The 18,969-nt window shown below is 47.7% G+C and carries 22 protein-coding genes; 9 read left to right on the forward strand and 13 right to left on the reverse strand.

Features of this window, described 5'->3' with window-relative positions; translation table 11 throughout:
* Nucleotides 1-7 precede the first annotated feature (7 nt).
* From L4D79_RS16945 to L4D79_RS16955, 3 genes are all read left to right on the forward strand, one after another.
* Nucleotides 8-1,246 (forward strand): FMN-binding protein, encoded by a 1,239-nt coding sequence (locus L4D79_RS16945; RefSeq protein ID WP_428652753.1) that lies wholly within the window; start codon nt 8-10, stop codon nt 1,244-1,246.
* Nucleotides 1,243-1,467, forward strand: coding sequence for a hypothetical protein (locus L4D79_RS16950; protein WP_428652754.1), 225 nt, complete (start codon nt 1,243-1,245; stop codon nt 1,465-1,467). Before L4D79_RS16945 ends, L4D79_RS16950 begins: the two co-directional genes overlap by 4 nt.
* 80 nt (nt 1,468-1,547) lie before the next feature.
* Nucleotides 1,548-2,420 carry a helix-turn-helix transcriptional regulator gene (locus L4D79_RS16955; RefSeq protein ID WP_428652755.1) on the forward strand — a complete coding sequence of 291 codons (873 nt, stop codon included), beginning with the start codon at nt 1,548-1,550 and terminating at the stop codon, nt 2,418-2,420.
* Nucleotides 2,421-2,429: 9 nt separating this feature from the next.
* Here L4D79_RS16955 and L4D79_RS16960 read toward each other — a convergent pair whose 3' ends face one another.
* Entirely contained in the window at nt 2,430-3,374 is a 945-nt protein-coding gene (locus L4D79_RS16960; RefSeq protein WP_428652756.1) for a LysR substrate-binding domain-containing protein, read from the reverse strand.
* Nucleotides 3,375-3,504: 130 nt separating this feature from the next.
* On the opposite strand from L4D79_RS16960, the gene L4D79_RS16965 reads away from it, so the two are divergent.
* Together L4D79_RS16965 and cyaB are read left to right on the forward strand one after the other, a co-directional pair.
* Entirely contained in the window at nt 3,505-4,095 is a 591-nt protein-coding gene (locus tag L4D79_RS16965; RefSeq protein WP_428652757.1) for a sugar O-acetyltransferase, read from the forward strand.
* Nucleotides 4,092-4,646: a class IV adenylate cyclase gene (gene cyaB, locus L4D79_RS16970; protein ID WP_428652758.1), complete on the forward strand. Its 555-nt coding sequence runs from the start codon at nt 4,092-4,094 to the stop codon at nt 4,644-4,646. Before L4D79_RS16965 ends, cyaB begins: the two co-directional genes overlap by 4 nt.
* Before the next feature lie 24 nt (nt 4,647-4,670).
* On the opposite strand, the gene L4D79_RS16975 is transcribed toward cyaB, so the two are convergent.
* The 7 genes from L4D79_RS16975 to L4D79_RS17005 form a co-directional block, all read right to left on the reverse strand.
* Nucleotides 4,671-5,075, reverse strand: coding sequence for a VOC family protein (locus L4D79_RS16975; RefSeq protein WP_428652759.1), 405 nt, complete (start codon nt 5,073-5,075; stop codon nt 4,671-4,673).
* A gap of 109 nt (nt 5,076-5,184) precedes the next feature.
* Nucleotides 5,185-6,339 carry a hypothetical protein gene (locus tag L4D79_RS16980; protein ID WP_428653066.1) on the reverse strand — a complete coding sequence of 385 codons (1,155 nt, stop codon included), beginning with the start codon at nt 6,337-6,339 and terminating at the stop codon, nt 5,185-5,187.
* Between the two features lie 56 nt (nt 6,340-6,395).
* The gene (locus L4D79_RS16985; protein ID WP_428652760.1) at nt 6,396-7,079 is read right to left on the reverse strand and encodes an ABC transporter ATP-binding protein; all 684 of its coding nucleotides are present in this window, start codon (nt 7,077-7,079) and stop codon (nt 6,396-6,398) included.
* Nucleotides 7,080-7,105: 26 nt separating this feature from the next.
* Nucleotides 7,106-8,362 (reverse strand): ABC transporter permease, encoded by a 1,257-nt coding sequence (locus tag L4D79_RS16990; protein WP_428653067.1) that lies wholly within the window; start codon nt 8,360-8,362, stop codon nt 7,106-7,108.
* A gap of 25 nt (nt 8,363-8,387) precedes the next feature.
* The gene (locus L4D79_RS16995) at nt 8,388-9,617 is read right to left on the reverse strand and encodes an ABC transporter permease (RefSeq protein ID WP_428652761.1); all 1,230 of its coding nucleotides are present in this window, start codon (nt 9,615-9,617) and stop codon (nt 8,388-8,390) included.
* 32 nt (nt 9,618-9,649) lie between these two features.
* Nucleotides 9,650-10,399, reverse strand: a complete 750-nt coding sequence (locus tag L4D79_RS17000; protein WP_428652762.1) for an outer membrane lipoprotein-sorting protein — start codon at nt 10,397-10,399, stop codon at nt 9,650-9,652.
* An 11-nt stretch (nt 10,400-10,410) separates the two neighbouring features.
* A complete protein-coding gene (locus L4D79_RS17005; protein WP_428652763.1) occupies nt 10,411-11,091 on the reverse strand; it encodes a TetR/AcrR family transcriptional regulator in 681 nt (226 codons plus the stop codon).
* A gap of 218 nt (nt 11,092-11,309) precedes the next feature.
* Between L4D79_RS17005 and L4D79_RS17010 the strand changes: the two genes are divergently transcribed.
* Together L4D79_RS17010 and L4D79_RS17015 are read left to right on the forward strand one after the other, a co-directional pair.
* Entirely contained in the window at nt 11,310-11,582 is a 273-nt protein-coding gene (locus L4D79_RS17010; RefSeq protein WP_428652764.1) for a hypothetical protein, read from the forward strand.
* A gap of 18 nt (nt 11,583-11,600) precedes the next feature.
* Nucleotides 11,601-11,912, forward strand: a complete 312-nt coding sequence (locus L4D79_RS17015) for a hypothetical protein (RefSeq protein ID WP_107300107.1) — start codon at nt 11,601-11,603, stop codon at nt 11,910-11,912.
* 83 nt (nt 11,913-11,995) lie between these two features.
* Here the strand turns inward: L4D79_RS17015 and ygjK are convergent, their stop codons facing one another.
* A complete protein-coding gene (ygjK, locus tag L4D79_RS17020; protein WP_428652765.1) occupies nt 11,996-14,572 on the reverse strand; it encodes an alpha-glucosidase in 2,577 nt (858 codons plus the stop codon).
* Nucleotides 14,573-15,233: 661 nt separating this feature from the next.
* Complete coding sequence (gene udp, locus L4D79_RS17025) at nt 15,234-16,001, reverse strand: uridine phosphorylase (protein WP_107300108.1); 768 nt, start codon at nt 15,999-16,001, stop codon at nt 15,234-15,236.
* 395 nt (nt 16,002-16,396) lie between these two features.
* Here udp and L4D79_RS17030 point away from each other — a divergent pair, with 395 nt between their 5' ends.
* Nucleotides 16,397-17,020, forward strand: coding sequence for a LysE family translocator (locus L4D79_RS17030; protein ID WP_428652766.1), 624 nt, complete (start codon nt 16,397-16,399; stop codon nt 17,018-17,020).
* A 6-nt stretch (nt 17,021-17,026) separates the two neighbouring features.
* On the opposite strand, the gene L4D79_RS17035 is transcribed toward L4D79_RS17030, so the two are convergent.
* Both L4D79_RS17035 and L4D79_RS17040 read right to left on the reverse strand, forming a co-directional pair.
* Nucleotides 17,027-17,791, reverse strand: a complete 765-nt coding sequence (locus L4D79_RS17035) for a GNAT family N-acetyltransferase (RefSeq protein ID WP_428652767.1) — start codon at nt 17,789-17,791, stop codon at nt 17,027-17,029.
* A 41-nt stretch (nt 17,792-17,832) separates the two neighbouring features.
* Nucleotides 17,833-18,276, reverse strand: a complete 444-nt coding sequence (locus L4D79_RS17040; protein ID WP_428652768.1) for a CopD family protein — start codon at nt 18,274-18,276, stop codon at nt 17,833-17,835.
* A 107-nt stretch (nt 18,277-18,383) separates the two neighbouring features.
* Between L4D79_RS17040 and L4D79_RS17045 the strand changes: the two genes are divergently transcribed.
* Complete coding sequence (locus L4D79_RS17045; protein ID WP_428652769.1) at nt 18,384-18,545, forward strand: CCGSCS motif protein; 162 nt, start codon at nt 18,384-18,386, stop codon at nt 18,543-18,545.
* 85 nt (nt 18,546-18,630) lie between these two features.
* Here L4D79_RS17045 and L4D79_RS17050 read toward each other — a convergent pair whose 3' ends face one another.
* On the reverse strand, nt 18,631-18,933 hold the full coding sequence (locus L4D79_RS17050; RefSeq protein WP_428652770.1) for an antibiotic biosynthesis monooxygenase family protein: 303 nt from the start codon (nt 18,931-18,933) through the stop codon (nt 18,631-18,633).
* Between the last annotated feature and the right edge of the window lie 36 nt (nt 18,934-18,969).

The following is an 18,969-nucleotide window of genomic DNA, read 5'->3' on the forward strand; positions in this document are numbered from 1 at the left end:
GAGAGCTATGGAAAGAAAGACCAAACCCCGTCGCAACAACACCTTCGATAAGTTCGTCAGCGTCTTGTCGATATTGGTATTAGCATTTGCTTGGTACTTGGGCGGGCAACGCACCAATGACTCCCAAGCCCAATTTTTCGAGTCGGTCACCTCCGGTGACGAAAGGCTTATCGAAGTAACTCCTCAGCTCTATCAGATTGTTGCAGCTGACAACTCAGGGCATAGTTCCAATACAGAGTCGCAAAGTCGCATCACACCAGAACCTTTGAAATGGATCGGCTTTGGGACTGGCGTGGGTTATGGTGGCGAATTAACGATTGGCGCGGTCTTTACCAACCAAGGTGAAGTGGAAACCATCGCCTTGCTGAACGCTAAAGAAACAACGTCATATTTCGATAAGGTGGTCGAGCAGAAGCTACCTGAAACCTTGCTAGCCCAAAACATCAAAACGGCCCTGTCGGTTGATGCGGTATCCGGCGCCACTCTGACCTCGGAAGCCTATACCCAAGCCTTGAACCAAGCAGCCGATCCGGTGCGGATGCAACTCTTTGGCTACCACTTTACCGAGACAAAACCTGCCTGGCATTACCTGAAATGGCTTGATGCGGCTGCCTTATTTTTCTTCGCCGCTGCGGTATGGGTCAATCGCACCCGCTCCGAACACAAGGCCAAAATGAATATTGCCCTGCTGACTGGCTCCACCCTGCTGTTTGGTTTCCACTCGGCATCGCTCTACTCAGCGTCAACCATGGGAGGCTTGATTTTCGGTACTTGGATAAGCGGTGTCGCCAACTACACCCCATTTATTTTGCTGATCCTGAGTATTGGCTACATCCTTTACTACAACCGCAACGTGTATTGCCAAAGTCTTTGCCCATTCGGCGCTGTCCAGCAATGCTTGGCTAAAGTGGGTAAGGCCAAGTCATCACCGATACGACAGACGTTCTTCATCTGGTTTCCACGCTTTTTGCTACTGGTAACATTATGCTTGGGTGCCTATTTCCGTAACCCAGCAGCTTTTGTCTATGAACCCTTCGGCATCGCTTTTGGCATGATTGGCGGTATGTACCTGTTTATCTTAACTGTGATGATCCTCCTAACCTCACTAATCGTACGCCGGCCTTGGTGTCAAAGCTTGTGTCCGATCAATACGTTAACTGACTTTGTCGTATTCAATAAGAACTGGTTGAAGCAAATGACCAAGCGTAAACGACCTGCCCGTAAGGCACAGGAGGAATGGCGATGAGACAGCGCATATCCTTCATTTTCTATTGCTTGGCATCGGTTGTCATCGTGCTGCAAATTGCATCCAACCTAATGGCATTGAGCGGTGAAGAGAACCAACACTCTGTACTGCACACGGTGTCACGCCAAACTGAGTCGCAGCCTAAGAGTATTGAGCAAAACACAGCGCCAAAAATCGACTTCCAGCAGATGGCAAAAGATTTAACGCAAGAAAAATACTGAGGCGGCTTAACCACTGGCCTCAGCCCAACCGGAGTGTTAGGAGTTTAAATCAGGATTTAAGCTCCTTTTTTGAGAATAATATGAACAGCAAGTGCATCCCTCTTGAACGTTTGAAGCGAGAAGTAAACCTGATCAATCCCTTCATCAATCGGATTTCAGATCTCTATACCATCAGAGGGTTAGAAGCTGTCTCTCGTCCACACCGCCTTAATTTCAGTGCGTTGATCTATATTACTGAAGGGCAAGGCTTGCACTACGTGGAGCACCAGCAACATCGGCTTCGCGCCGGCTCGTTATTGGTATTGGGCAAGAACCAAATCCATGCTTTTGCCAAAGAACGCAGTGTTGATGGCTATGTGCTCTCTTTTGATTGCAGCTTTTTATCTGCAGGCAACAATGACCCCTACTTCGACCTTCTGCTAGCCGCCATGGGCCACATTAACTGCGTACACCATGTGGATGATGATATCGGGTTACTGTTCAATGCCATGGTGGATGAATTTACATCCACTTCAGAATTTAAAGATGAGATCATCCGTAATCTCATTCGCTCTATCATTCTCAAGGCTGTAGTGCCAAGCTATCAGCAGCAACTACAATCAACCCAGCGGATCGGCCACAACGACTATTACCGGTTGAAAAAATATATCGATGAACATTTTCAGGACAGGCCAACAGCAGGAGATATTTCATTAGCACTGGGGAAAAGTATCAAGCAATTGGACAAACTTGCCAAAGATCATGCCTGTCTCAGTGTCAAAGAGTTAGTCGATGAGAGGGTGCTGGTTGAAGCCAAGCGACTCTTGGCCTTCAGCCAGCATTCTATTTCCGATGTTGCCAACCGACTTGGTTTCAATGAAGCAACCAATATGACCAAATTCTTCAAACGCCATACCGATGTCAGTCCCAAAGACTTCAGGCAACTGTGCAAAATGGGGCTACATCAGAAATAGCCTTGTATTTTATTCGTCTACTGCAAATTGATTGATAATGAGCTCCCTCAGCCATTTGTGGCTGGGATCATTGTCGAACTGTTTATTCCACAGCAAAAACTGGCCACCGGGCTCCAGATCTAATGGTAAGCGCTTGATCACTATATCGGCGCTATCGACAAACTCTCGCACACATTCATAAGGGTAAGTCGTTAATAGGTCACTCTTCTCACACAACCTTACCGCGCTGGCAATGTCCGACATATTCACCGCGTTATTGATCTTCAAACGCTTTGAATCCAGCACTTCATGCAGCAGCCAACTCGTCACCCCTCCGGTGACAACTTGGATATGGCGGTAATTCAGAAACGTCTCCAGACTCCATTCCTCCTGAAGCGCAGGGTGTCCTCTACGCATCACGCAAGCGGAAGCATCCCGCACCAACTCGACATAACTGAGTGAATCTGGAATGGTCTGGACATGCGTTTTCGCCCGGTTGTCCCATTCGAATATACCAATGCCAAAGTCAACTTCCCTTTTTTGCAAACGCTGGATGCTATTTTCATTCCAATCCCGGCTGTTAATACTGATATTCGGGGCTTCGGCTAACGCTGCTGGTACAAAGCGGGGATAAATGGTCGAGTACGCTGTTTCAATCAAGTCGATATTAAATGACCGGGTACTACTTTGCGGCTCAAAAAGATCCGGATCGCTAAGTTGATCGACCTGTAGCAAAATCTTTTGCAACCTAACCTCTAAAGCCAGCGCTTTTGGCGTCGGCAATAAGCCTTTTGACTCCCGCTCAAACAAAGGATCATCAAACACTTGGCGAAGCTTTGTCAGTTGTTTACTCACCGCAGACTGCGATAAATAAAGCTTGTCCGCCGCCCGGCTTACACTGCGCTCCTTCAATAACACATAAAGGCAAATCAACAGATTCATATCATTTTTTAGTAAGCGCGATAGATCAATCATGATATTCCTTTGATTCAAGTGTTTAATGCGTAAATGTCACTTCTAATCATATCATGAGGTCGTTATAGTTCTTGTTAGAATAAATGCATGGCCGCTTAACAGGCCCAATTAAGAACAGATTGGAAAGACAATGACCGAATTTGAAAAAATGCTGGCAGGCGAAGACTTTGATGGTGGTGATCAGAGCATCAATCAGGTTCGTGACAACGCAGCGCATCTCTTGATGGCCCTCAACCAAACCATTGATGACAACCAGCGTAGTGAACTACTGAGCCAACTGATGGGCGACATGCCTGCCTCAAGTATCATCCGCTCCCCTTTCCACTGCGAATTCGGTAAAACCATCTTTATCGGCGAAAAGACCTTCATCAACATGAATGTCACCATGCTGGACGGCGCTAAAATCACCATTGGTAACAATGTGCTTATCGGCCCGAATACCCAACTCTACTGTGCCAGCCACTCACTCAACTACCTTGAACGCCGTAAATGGGCGACCACCTGCAAGTCTATCACCATTGAAGATGATGTCTGGATCGGTGGTAACGTAGTGATCAACCAAGGTGTGACTATCGGTGCCCGTTCAGTGATTGCAGCCAACTCGGTGATCAACTCAGACGTACCGCCAGATAGCCTATACGGTGGCACCCCAGCTAAACTGATCCGCCACATTCATGAAAATGAGCAGGACGGACAACAAGCAGCAGGTAATACGAAATGAGTAGTGAGCATTTCAAAGGTAAATATGAGGTTGAACTCAAGTATCGAATACACTCCAAACCTGAATTCTTGCAGGAACTAAGCGCCCTTACCCATGAAGTTATGGTGCTGGATAACACTGAAACCGATTGGTACTTCGACACACCAGAGCATGCTCTTGCAGCGCAAAACAAGAGTGTCTCTATCCGTGAAATGGAGCCTTCCGGTATCAAGTTATGGATAGTGAAAGGGCCGGAAGCTGATCGCTGTGAGGCAACCAATATCACCGATACGCATGCAGCTAAAAGCATGCTGACCACCATGGGCTATGAGCCTTGCTTGGTGATGAAAAAAGTTCGCAGTATCTACTTCGTAGGCCAATACCATATTACTCTCGACTACCTTGATGGTATTGGGCACTTTGCAGAGTTTGCCATCATGACCGATGATGAGATGAAATTAGCGGCGTATAAAACCGATCTTGAACAACTGGCGAGTCAGTTTGGCTTGGGGGTTGCAGATCTCGAACATCGTTCATACCGCACACTGTATCAGACACAGTCAACGCTATAGTATCAGTCGAAAGTATAGGTATAGCTATAGCTTCGGCTTGAGCTCCACCACATTGCCTTCGGGATCGTGAATATAGAGCGAGCGGCCAAAGCCTTCAGCACCATAGCGTTCGGCAAAGCCTTCACAAGGGATATTGTGTTGAGACAGGAAATCTAACAGCTCCTCTTCAGGAATCGGAGCGATCTGCAAGCAGAAATGGTCGAGGTTACGGCCATTTTGGCTTGGTGGCTTGCCGCCTAATCGGCCAAGCTGACTCTCGACAGTGACAAGATCGATCAAGGCACTACCGGCACGGAGTTGCACCAAGCCCATTTCCTTAGGCAGTTCACGCTCTAGCTGAGCGCCCAGTACCTGACAATAAAAATGGAGCATGTCAGGCAGCTTGGTGGTTCTGAGCACCACATGGTCTATCCCTTCGAGCTTTATCATCACCACTCCCGTTACCCTGTCATTGATACCAACAAACACGCATAGTTAATTATTTTCGCTTTTTCTTAGTTTGAGCGTTTCACCCGTAGTCTAATCAGTGTGGACTAGGTTAAAAATTCCAGCGAATCTGGGCAAATAGCAGAGTACTGGCTGTATCACCAAACAAGCTATTACCACTGCCATCAAAGCGCTGGATAACCCCCAACAGCTGCCAGTCATCCGCCAGCGAGTAGCTGTTACTTGCACCGACAAAATACGAGCCATCATCATAGTATGATGCCGACAGGGTTAGGCGGCTAAGCGGTGTGATATCCAAGCTTGCATCGGCGTAAGCCGTCCAACGGGTAAAGCTCAGGGTTCTGGCTGTCAGCGGCAGGTTCAAAAAAGCAATGGCATTTTGTGGGTCCTGAGGATTGGAGATATACAGTACCGCCCCCCGTGCCATCCAGTTCCGCTGGCCACCAAAGCTATAGTCTGTTTCCAGTGTGGCGACGGCCGTATGCTCCAGTGCCTCGCCCTGCCATTCATCCTTGTCGGGCTCGAACCAGCTCAATTCCCCTCTAACACCAGCACCTTCAATATCACCAGCAAAGCCCACACCAACCACATTATCCAGCAAGGATTTTCCGGCCAATACCTGATAATCCCAACCGTTGTGATTAAACAAATATCGTCCAGCGTAACTGTTCAGTTCACTCTCTGAATTCGGGTTAATGACCACATCGACTGAGCTGGCAAACCCTAGCTTACGACTAACCATAACCGCATCGCTACCCGAGCGCTCTTCATAGTCAAAGTCGTAGATGGAGTAGGAATTGAAAATATCATTCGGGTTCCACAGTGTCGCCATTGCCCAGTTGATACGAAACCGCCCGCCACGTACCTGCCAATCCTCGTTTTGCCAGTTAACATACAAGCGATCGAACTGGCTGTTACCGACGACCCCTTTCTCATCCAGCCAGTTCTTCGACAAGTCCATATAACCGTTATCTATGGCAACCAGATCGCCGTAACCCGGCAATTCGGACGTATCACCAAACAGTAAGCGGTTGCGCATACCGGCATTGAACCGTAACTGTTCGTTAAACCGGTATTCGAAATTGAATCGCTGATGAATCAAGTGATCGAGACCATTGGCGCCGTTATCAGGCAGCGTGCCGGTTGCCATGTATTTCACGTAGCCATTGAGGTCCCACTCTTTTTGCGGCTCTAAACCGGGGATCTGTGCACTTGCCGGCACAGAAGCTAGCCCTCCGAACGACATCACAGCCCAAGCTAATAACAATAGCTTCGATTTACTGGCGACATCTCGATTCTTGGTCACTGCCGGCGATCCTCTTTCAGCTGCCCATCTTCGAATACGATGACCCGTTTGGCGCGTTTGATCACCCGTGGATCATGGGTAGAGAAAATAAAGGTTGTTCCTTCCTGCTCATTAAGCTGCTGCATGATATCAAGCAGCTCTGCGGTACTCTGGGCATCAAGGTTAGCGGTCGGCTCATCGGCCATGACAAAACGTGGACGGGGAGCCAGCGCCCTCGCCACAGCAACGCGCTGCTGTTGGCCGCCAGAGAGCTTGTTCGGCCGTTTGTGCTGCTGACTCTCCAGTCCCACCTGTGTGAGAAGCTGCACTGCTCGTTGGCGACACGTCGCTTCATCATGCCCTTGTAGCTGCATCACAAACTCAACATTTTCCAAAGCCGTGAGCACGGGCAACAAGCTGTAATCTTGGAAAATAAACCCGATATGATCGCGGCGGAAAGCGATAAGCGCCTTTTCATCCAATTGGCAGATATCGCAATCGTCGATATGCACGCTACCTGAGCTTGGGCTATCAATCCCACCGATCATATTGAGCAGTGTCGTCTTACCCGAGCCAGATGGCCCCATGATCGCAACAAACTCTCCTTGTTCTACCGTCAAATCCAAGTTTTTTACCGCATGAACCGGAAAGTCACTGTCGGGGTTATAGGTTTTACGTAACTGATTTATTGAAATAGTCATCCGTTTCTCTCTATCTATGCTTTCCGTCAGTGCTTATCAGCCATGGCATCGACCGGGCGTTGCTTGAGAATTTGCCGTGCAGGGTAAAGCGCAGCAAGGAGACTTGCCGCAACAACAGTGAAGAAGATCATTTGGTATTCGGTAAATGTGACGTGAGGATAGAGCAGAGTATCAACACCAAACGCCCCTAGCCCTTCCGCCATTGCACCAAGCGGGATCCCGGTGTACTGCAACAAGCCAATCAACAGAATACTCGCCAGCAATCCAAATCCTGCCCCGGCGATCCCCAGCCATGCTGTTTCCAGCATGATCAAGACAAAGACCCGGTGTTTCTGCATACCGACAGCCATCAAGACCCCAAACTCCCGGGTCCGTTCAAAGACTGACATTAACATGATATTGACGATACCAAAGCCCATAGCGACGACGAATATGCCAAGCATAATGGCATTACTCAGGCCTTGCTGGTTGATAATCGAGGCCAGCATGGGTTGTACCTGCTGCCAGTCGCGGATCCGGTTGCCTGCACCAACGCCTGTGCTTTGACTTTCAGCGTTACTCGCTGCCGAAAGTAATTCACCCAAGCGCCTAGCTTGCACCATAGCCGCATCATCGCTATCGAGTAGAATGGCCACTTCATGGGCACCTTCGATACCCGCAAGCGCGGTTAAATCTGCACGGCGGACAAAGACATTGCCATCATCGAAGCTGGTTGAGGGTGTCTTGAACATACCCCGTACCCTGAATGCCGCCCCGCTTACCTCCCCGGATGCATCGGTAAAGGTCAACACCACTTTGGAGCCAATGCGCAGCTTGAGGCGGGACGCTGTTTTCTCTGAGACTAAGACCGGGTTACGCCCCTCATGACTAAGCCACTCTCCCTGGGTGATATTTTCTGCCAGCGGGGTAACATTAGATTCGGCCTCAATATCAATACCGTTGATACGAACACCACGATTACTGCGTGCTGAGGCAACCATGCCATCAGCCACAAACCTTGCTGACCAACCCTTTAAACCCGGTAATGTTGCTATTGCTTTTTCAACACCGGCCAAGTCTACAACCATATGTTTAATATCGGGATCATCAAGATAACGTTGGTTTTGGATTTGGATATGGCTGGTTTGCCAAGCTATCGCATTGTGGATCATGCTACCGTACATGCCAGATAGAAAACCCATCATGGCGACGACGCCCATCAGGCCAAATACCATGGCACCGAGCATGATCCCGGTACGCAGTTTGTTGCGCCAAAGGTTGCGCCACGCCAGCTTGAACAACATATCTGTTCGCAAACCACTTCGCTTATCAGTTCGCATGGCTGCCTCCTTTCAGGGCGTTCACCACATCCAATCGGCGAACCCGCCACATCGGGTAGATCAGGCAAATGATCAACAGAGCAGATACAATGAATACTTGATCAATCATCAGTAATGGATCCAGCGCCATCGGCAAGATGGGATCCCAACCCATATCCAGCACCAGTTCAGCCGTTTCACCCGTCAATTCAATAGGGTTAAAATAGAACCACACCAACACAGGTGTGGTGATCACCATACCGGCCACTATTCCCAAGATGCCAATCATCATAGATTCCAGACCAATCAGAGCCATTATTTTGCGCTTGAGCATCCCGGTTGCCAGCATGACGCCAAATTCACGTTGCCGCTCTAGGGTCATCATCAATAAGGTCGCAAACAAGCCAAAACCCACCACGCCGTATAGCAAGTACATAATGAAGATACCGCCGGCTTTATCCATTAATATTTGCTGGGCCATCTCCGGTGCCAGATCCTGCCAATCCCTGACATTCACCTCGCCTTTATAGTGTTCATTCAACTGGCTGAGTACCGCAGGAAGTTGCGCCAGCGGTTTAACATCCATCACCCACGCTGTTACCTGGTTGCCGGTACTGTAAAGGGTTTGGGCAAGAGATATCGGCATATACACCAGCTGGTTATCTAGTTGGGCAACCGGAAAGTCGAGGATCCCTTTTATCCGGTACAAGCCTGCAGCGGTTTGCCCCCGGTATCCTTGTCCATACAAAATCAGCTCGTCGCCGACACCCACCCCGAAATAGCGGGCAACCCCTTCACCAATCAGGACTTGTTGATCATCTGGTGCCAGAAACTCACCTTGGGCCAAGCGATTCGAAATGGCGGAATAACTGTCTTCTGCAACTGTATCAACCCCAAGTATCATTACCCCTTTGGATTTATCTTCTGAAGCGGCCAAGGCAAACGACTCGATACGCGGCAAGATACGGGTAATATTCGGATTCGACATGGCTGGCTTCAGGAAAGCCTCGTCCATCGGCAGCAAATCATCAATACTGTGACTTTCAGCAAATTCAGGATGTTGCAGCTGGATCAGCCCGGTGTAAAAACGTGCGGCGTTTTCAATATTATTGGCATAAGTCCCTTCTTGCAGGCTGCGCATGAAAAGCGACAATGCCAATGTCAGCGCCAAAGCGGCAGCGGTAAGGATAGTCCGCCGCTTCTGCCGCCAAATATTACGCCAAGCTAATTTCACTAACATGGTTCTTCCTTGTTAAGCCCCCGCCCTCAGTCCTAATCACGCAGCGCTTTCATTTGGCTTTGGGAGAAAAAGCTCTCTTTGATTGGGAAGTTAAACTGGGCCTGATGGGTAATGATCTCGGTTTTATTGCCCGGCTTATCGGCAGGGAGCATTTCCATCCGCGATGCAACCTGACGGCCTCCCATCAACTTCACATCATAGGTATTCATGGTGTTGATCAGATCATCAAACTCATCGTAGAACTCGATCTTGCGTTGTAGGTATGTCTTTTTCGATACCCACAACCTCACCTTACTCCACACAACAGGGGCATTGGGCTTAGCGGTTGCATCAATCACCCAGCTCGGATCATTATCAAAGGCTTCCTGGCCCACCATTTCATGGCTGTAATCGACCACGATAGATGACTGGTTGATCAAATCATCATTGGTAAAGTCCGAGCCCATCCAAGATTGGCCCAGCATAGAGGGGGCAATTTTTACCACCCTTTCAATACTTGGCAGCCAGTTCCACATTTCGCGGTAGCGCTTAAGAGAAGCACTGCCTTTGTCTTTGGCTGGTGCAGTTACCAATACCAAGGACAAATCCTGCCCTTTGGTCCAACTTTTCATGCTCATAGTGCGGGTCCAATCCGGGCGTACTATCCGCATCGTTGCCTCGGTATAACTAGAATCCCCCCGCATCTGTTGATCGGACTTTTCAACAATCGATGTCGCAGACTGCGCCGCCGCCCAAGCAGGAAGACAGGCCAAGATAATCAACAAAACCTTCAATAATCGCATCGCTATTCCCCTTAATCTGTAAACCAAGCCTGCAGCAGTTCGTCGTCAATCAATGGCATGCTGCCGGCCTTGGCCCCGACCATCCTTTCCAGTACTTGCTGTGTTGCCCTTACCTCTTCCTCAACCCCACCAAGCAGAACGTTCATCTGCCCGACGTGAAGCATTTTCCGGGTTAATTCTTCAGAAAAGCCGTTAAGTACCGTGACCATCAATCTTGCCGTCACCGCAGGCGAAGGCACATCGAAGACTTTTTCCTGATTGCCCTGACGCAAAATAGTTTCGTAATAGCCCGCCAGCAGGACACTGACTTTTCTCATAAAGTTATGCTTTAGCTGCAGGTTTTCATCCATATTGATAATTTTGACAAACCCCAGCATGATATCTTTTTGACCGACTTCCCACTGGTTGCTGCGCTTCAGTAACCGCGCCCACTTGGTCACAGCGGACAAGTCAGGGTCATCCACCAGCCCTCCTATCACCTCACGATATTGCCCGAGCATGTCATCGCTCCAGGCTTCCAGCACGGCTTGCTTGGAATCAAAGTGGTGATAAAACGCCCCTTTAGACACCCCAACATACTGGATAAGATCGTTGACCGAAGTACTGGCATACCCCTTGGTGAAAAACAGCGCATTCGCCGCCGCAATAAACTCTGTACGCCGCTGTTGCGGTGACTTTACGACTCTTGACATAACCAGTCCTTACCTGACCGACCGACGGTCGGTATGTATAAAATATATGCACTCCCGCTATCTTGCTCAAGTATCCAGATCAAACATTGGGCCCTTTACATAGCTTTGCACTTCATTCCATCTCATTGACCTAGCATGTTTTACAATCATGTCAGTGATTTAACTATCTCTGCCTGCAACCAATACCCCCATAAATTCATGCACAGGAATTTACCCACATGAAACCCATCAGACCCAACCTGACCAATTATGATGTGGCGCGCTTATTTGAGCGACACCTTGCTGAAATAGAAAAAAGAATGTGGCGCAGAATGATAATGATGGCTGTTCTCGTCGTGAGTTTATTCTCGGGTGTGAACTACCTTATCTATACTGATCTGAAGCAGCTATCTACCGACGCGGTTCGCTACTCCATTGAAACCAAGCATCATCTTCTTTTGCTTGAACATGTGATCAGTGAAGAAGGTGATAACACAACAATGTCAGGGTAAGTTGTCTGAGAGGTTTACATGACATTCAAACAAGCAAGTATCGCAGCACTCATGTTGTCTGCTAGTTCGTTAGCTTTTGCTGATATCCGAATTATTGATACCCAAGCCGGTAGCTGGGTGAAGGTAACGGAAAATGGCAAACCCGCCGCCAATGCTAGAGTCAGTGTTAGCAATCCGGCCAACCGGGGGAAAGTATATAAAACCAATGAGCATGGTGAAGTCTATATTCCTTTGTATACCCGCACCTCAAGCACCCTCACCTATTCAATTCTGACTGAGGAGCGGAATGAGTATACTCGGCGCAGCTTGCATACTAATAGTTTTGATTAATCAATCCTTTGTACAACGAATAGATCCAATAAAAAGCCAGCTCAATTGAGCTGGCTTCATTTTATCCATCAATAAGTTGATGATCAGTTTTTAAAGAATTCACGGTAAAGCATATACATATGGGCAGCACTCCAAGAGAAGTTTGTTGCACCCTGTACCGCCCCTGTTTCCGGGTTGTAGTTTTCGCGAATCGCCCCGTCTTCTGTCATCCCCTCAGCATTGGCAAACAGTTCATTGGCCATATGCACAGCCTCGCTGCCGTATCCATATTGATCCATCGCACGGACACCGAAGTAGAATTGATCTAGCCATACTCGACCACGCCAGTAGATATCGGCATGATAGGCTGGGTTAGTTTGCGAAGCTGTCGGCAGCGAGATCCCCTCACCAATATACTTTTCAGACGTATTGAACTCGTCTGGGTTCATCATGGTTTGCACCACTTTATCGGCCAGCTCTTGGGTCGCCGCGCCATTAAACAATGGTCCCCAACCTTCAGGGCCGCGTCCGCGCTTAACAATCGGCTCACCGGCACAGGCAATGCCGTTTTTCATCACTGGTGTTGGCTTGCCATCTTGGTCAACATCCATGTGAATGTCGTAGAAGAACTCTGTATTGGCATCAAACATACAGGTATTGATGTATTGCTTGATCTCCGCTGCGCCATCCAAAAACTCCTGGCCACGCTGTTTGCCCGGAACACTGCTCGACACTAGGTTCGCCATTTCAGCCAAATACTTGTTGTCAGAGTACATGTACGACGCTTGGTCGACGGACTCCTGCAACATGGAGAAACCTAGCAGTTCATCATTACTACCACGGTTCTCGGCAAAGCGCACTTCCCAGTCTTTTTTCGCCTTTTCAACATCACCTTCATAATAGTCATTGGCATAGTCTTCAAGTTGCTCGTTAGAGATAAAACCAAAGCGGGCAGCGTTATCCATACCGGACTCCCAGCCAGCCGCTTCCTGCGCACCGACATGGAGATCTTGGTAAACAACTTCGTCAAGAATGGTGTTGTAGTTGTCCATCCCTTTGACGGTGTACTTATCACCCTCTTTCTTAATGATGTTCTCTTGGCCAAACTTAGCGACAAGATCTTCTGTCGTCGTCACCTTCACATACATGTGACCATCTGCGGTATTATGCTCAGGATCAACCGCTGCACCGTACTCCGGCACGCCGTTGTTGTTGTGGTCACGGTTAGTCAACCACCAGTCATGGTAGGCCACCAGCTTAGGATACATCTCATCAATCCACGCTTGGGCATCAGCAGGACGGTTAAACTCGTTTTTCAGCGCATTATAAACTTCCATCACCGACCACGCCGCCAGCGAAGGTTTGGTGTTTCGCTCATTCCAGTTCTCAGAGCCTGCACCATCGCGGCTTTCCGGCAAGGTGTAGGTCACGACATCGAGCAAATATCCTTTATCCTGAGGCCTGATAGGATCATCTTCCTGAACTTGGTATTCAAATACCGTGCGGATATTGTCCATCGCGACATCCGGGTTGAAGTGCGCCATGGCATAAGCTTGTTTCCATGTATCCCAAGGCCAAGTCAGGTTACCGGAGAACCAACGTGCCGTTACCGATGGAGTAACCGTTGCTTGGTGGACATCGCCCGCCGCCGAACGCCAGTTACCGTTCAGGGTCATAATCGCTTTTACGCCTACCCGGGCCTGTGCATCCGTGGCTTGGTCATTCACCATTCCTGAATCGAGGTAACCCGCCCAGCGTTCATCCGCCGCAATCATGTATGGCTGAGGATTAGCGAGGATATCAGCGATTTTGGTTTTTTCTTTGCTGACTTCACCACTGTTATGCAAATGGGAATAAGTGGTGTAAATACTGGCGGTTCCCTGCGCAGCAAGGGGCTGTTGAGCGACCGAGGCAAACGAAATCTCGTTAGGCATCACGTGGGTTTGGGTACTGATAGAGCGTGCAATGCGGAACTCGCTGTCATCATCGTTACGGATCGCCCAGTTGCCTTTCATGTCACCGAAGGTGATGGTTAACCCATTATCCGTCGTATGGATCTGACGGTTATAGTCTGGGTACATCTGATCAACCGTTTGTGTTTCATAGCCTTCTGTCGAGCGGGCTTTTTGCAACAGTTCGCCGTCCCACAACAACTGTAGATCCATTTCTTGAGCGGTCAGGTTGGTCAACGTTGTTTCAACCAACGAGGTACGGTCGGTGACAAAACGCAGCACCATTTGCACTTCAAGTTTGTCAGTCTTTAGGATCTGTACCAGCGCGCCCGGGGTGCTATACACTTTGGCATCGGCAGAAGATAAGTCAATGACCTCACCGCTAATGGTATCGGTGATATGAAGCTTGTCGAAAGTCTGGCCTGACATAAAGTGGGCATACTCTTGGGTCACCTGCATGATACCACCAAACGAGCCGTAGCCTTGTTCGTCAGCGGGTAGCAAATGCCCGTGCCAAGCACCGTTGTCGACAAAGGCGTTAAACTTCAAGTTACTGTATTCATCGTAGTCACGTAGGAATTCTGGCGCGCCACTACGATCAATCACATTCATGAAATCACTATTTGGTAACCCTGCTTCTTTTTCGGTCGTACTATTGCTGCTATTACATCCCGCCAATGCGAAGACAGAACCCATCAACACGGCTAAACACGTTTTACGAAAAATCATTAAAAAATCCCCTAATGCCACCCGCCGCCGTGATCTGATTGATTCTTGTATTGGCTGACAGGCGCTATTTTTTATTAAGACATAACAAGCTTGTTTATTAGCAGGAGGGATAATAGAGAGTAAAAGTTTAAGTAAAACAGATCGCCGTCACAGTAAAATTTTTCAGTAAAACAATTAATCAAGTAACTCTGAATATCTATTCGTAACTCATTGAAAAATAATTCACATACGCCCTATCAAGACGGGACCAATATCACAGTTAAAATTTTACTGATTTTTGATTTTTTGAAAGCAAATCACTGTTATCAAAACAGTTTATTTGTTACTTAAAGAAACTCACGCATTTAGGAAAATAGCAGAAGGCTGGACTCAATATCACAAAATATTGCTCGCTCATTTTCATTAACAACCGAAGCACCATGTATTCGAGCAACAATATCAATAACACTTCATTTCAAATGTAACTTGGACCTTGCTTATGTAACAGCGAAGGGCACAAGTCCAGCATTCAGTATGAGCAAAATATAGACTGTATATTTATGCAGTCATCGATAGATGACAATATACACATCAGCAACGCCAAAACCCGCGTAGAAGGTATAAAAAAAGCCAGCTCGACTGAGCTGGCTTGTTATTTTATTTGGTAGGGTAGTTTACACCATTACTCCGCAAGCATGCGACGTGCTGCATCTACAACCACTTTAATTGAGCGCGCTTCTGTTTCTTTCAACGTTGCGTGATCTGGAATTTCTTTCTGGGTACGGTTGATAATAACGCCAGCAACACAACCCGCACGTAGACCTGAACTTGCACACATGGTCAGCAAAGTGGCTGATTCCATCTCAAAGTTCAATACGCCCATTTCCTGCCACTCTTTCATTGAGCCTTGGAAACGGCGCACAACACGGCCAGAGAATGTGTCGTAGCGCTCTTGGCCTGGGTAGAAAGTATCGCTTGATGCTGTCACGCCAGTGTGAACTTTAGCGCCATCGGCATCACAAGCCGCTTTCATTGCTGTTGCAACATCAAAGTCAGCAACCGCAGGGAACTCCATTGGTGCAAAGTGCAGACTTGCGCCATCTAAACGTACAGAGCCAGTTGATACGATCATATCACCCACATTGATGTGTGGCTGGATTGCACCCGTTGTACCGACACGAAGGAAAGTACGCACACCCAGTTGAGCCAACTCTTCAACAGCGATAGAAGTTGATGGGCCACCGATACCAGTAGAACAAACAACAACAGACTTGCCATCTAACTTAGCGCGGTACACCGTGTATTCACGAGAGCTTGCAAGAAACTCAGGGTTATCCATTAGGTTAGCGATTTTTTCCACACGAGCAGGATCGCCAGGAATAATAGCTAGCTCTGCACCGTTAAGGTCCGCTTTGTTCACACCCAAATGGAATACTGCGTTGTCAGACATAATCATATCCTTTCTATCGTTGCCGCCTGATAGGGAGTTTGAGGTCAGCGGCTGGTTAGTTTTGTTTATACCTAAATGATTTCAATACGCAGTTTTTAACCGCTGAATCAATATATTGAAGTCACTTGGGTATAAACACGTACTCATAAAAGAGCTCGTAAAACACATAATTACGATAGCCGATAAAAAAAAGCTTTTGAGTGATCATAATCACACTAAAGGAAATTGAGTTAATTTCACGTTGCATGAATTAGTGACCAAGATCACTAAAAATCGTTTGCTCGTGCGGTTTATCACACTATTTTTTCTTACTGAGTTATCCGATAATACCCACTTCTTTTTCCTATTCGACCACACTGCCCCGCCAGCACCGTTAACTGCAAGGACGTAAATTAATGATCGACTTCGCCATATTGGCTGTATTTATTCCCACTTTCTTTTTCGTGTCTGTGACACCGGGGATGTGTATGACCCTATCAATGACACTTGGCATGACCATTGGAGTCCGCAGGAGCTTGCCGATGATGTGGGGGGAGCTTATCGGAGTGGCACTGGTTTCCATTGCCTCAGTGATTGGTGTTGCAGCCATTATGCTCAACTATCCTGCCGTATTCTTATTACTGAAATATATCGGGGGTGGGTATCTGTTTTGGCTGGGCATTCAAATGTGGCGCTCCCGGGGCAAGCTGGCGATTCCAGATAACCTCGATAATGAGGTCGATACCTCACCAATAGGTCTGGCGATTCAAGGCTTTGTCACCGCTATCGCCAACCCTAAAGGTTGGGCGTTTATGATTTCGTTACTGCCTCCGTTTATCAATACCGATAACGCCTTATTGCCGCAATTATCGGTACTGATCACCATTATCCTGATCACGGAATTCAGCTGCCTGTTGCTCTATGCCAGCGGTGGCCGAACATTACGCCGCTTCCTGCAACAGCGTGGCAATGTACAGATGCTAAACCGCATCGCCGGCTCACTGATGATGGGCGTTGGGATCTGGCTGGCGGCAGGGTAACCCCGTTTAGGACTGAAAAATGTAAGGCGTGGTTTTGGAGATAAAGACAAAGCCATGCTTTTCCACAATGGGACGGCTCATATCAGAGGCATCAATGATTAAATATTGTTTGCCCCTCTTTTTGGCTTCATTAATTCGCTTATTGAGCAGTAACGAGTAGTAGCCCCTTCCTCGGTATCCAGCAAGCGTGCTACCGCCCCAGATCCCAGCAAACGGGCCATCGCCGTTGAAAACAATCCAGGCCGAGGTCACCGGCTTGCCGTCGTCATACACAACGTAGATAGAGATGTCATTAGGGGACTGGGTTTTCATATTGAGTAAGTGGGTATATTGCCAATCGTAGTTTCCGCCCCAGACTTGCTCCTGAACGTTGACGGCATCACGGATCCCTTTGGCATCAGCAACTTCAACAATCCGGCAGTCATCAACTTTCCGCTCGCTGACTGTTGAGAGATCCAAGGCCATAAACGACTCAGGCTCCTCTTGCTCAAAACCGTTGCTCAGTAAGAGTTCACCAATATTGCTTGGTGAATCGGTACAATAGGTTTTCCATTCGAACGATTGGCCGCGTTCTGTAAAATACGCTTTCTCTCGCTCAATAATGGCTTGCGCTGTTTCTTCCGTCACATCGAAGAAGGAAATATAGCTGCCCTCGGCATTATCCGAGACAAATTTTACCACTTCACCAGTCGCAATAACCTTTCCGTCGATGGCTTGTATTATTTTTCTTTCATGCTCGTTGTAAGCATGCATTACGTCCATTGTATTCATGATATCCAAATATTTATCCAACAACCCTCAGCTCTTGCCTATCATACCAGCCATCCAACGCGGAAGGAGACCCCAACCAAAACAAATAATACTGATATCACTGTCACTGGAATAATATGCCAGGCCATATCCCATAAGTTCTCAGGGGATAGTTTTGGGATAACTCGAAACCTTGCATCCAACGCAAAAAGTACGGTCATTGCCAGCAAGAGTAATTTAGCCATTATTCCATGAGCTAATGGGATACTGGTATCAAACCACAGCGTGATATCTGGCAACATGCGATAAGCCAGCATCAAGCCCGTTACCACCTGTACGATTAACGCTGGCATACCAATTTTTTCATATACCTGCTCAAAATCCGTTAACTGCTGTGGGTTGCGATGTTTTAACACCGACGGAAGGATCACCAGCGACAGTACAATATGCCCACCAGTCCAAATAGTTGCAGAAATTATATGTAATGAAAGTAACAGACCAAACATGTTCTCTCCCTAAATGATCATTGACAGCCATGATTAACTCATCATAACATGCATTCAAAATACAACTTACTAATTAAATCACACAACACCATTAGGAGAAAAGTCGAATGGCTATTTCATTTACCAAGATTTTTAAGAAAGATAACGAGAAAGCTGAAGATAAAAAACTGGTTGAGCAACCGGCATCAAGTGAGGCTAAAAATACCGAAGACACAAAAACGGCGAAGAAACATGGTGAACCCGGTTTTTGCTGCGGCTCTTGCTCGTAACCAAGCAATACCAGCAGGGGGATTTCCTACGATGCTAATATCAACAACATATCCCCCTGCCGTTTAAGCGGTTTCAAGACGTTGACTAACCCTTATTGCGGTCAAAACTGTACTGCCTTTTAACTTCCACCACTTGAACGGTATATGACTGATACCATTTATCACGCCCCAGCTGCTGGGCAACAGTGTGCTGACTGTCTTGGTGCCAACGCTGAATATCGGCCTCGGTTTCCCAGTATGAAATCGCAATTTCCTGATCACCTTCTGTAACAGCAACAAAATCCAAACATCCATATTTTTCAAACGCCAGTTCGCGCATCACAGCTACCATTTCTGAATACTGGGGATCCTGAATACCGGCTCTTGCCCTGAAAATAACCGCAAACATTAGCCACTCCTTGGTAATAGATATTTAGAAATTCGT

This window comes from Photobacterium satsumensis (genome assembly GCF_050336935.1).
In the GTDB taxonomy this organism is placed as follows: Bacteria; Pseudomonadota; Gammaproteobacteria; order Enterobacterales; family Vibrionaceae; genus Photobacterium; species Photobacterium satsumensis.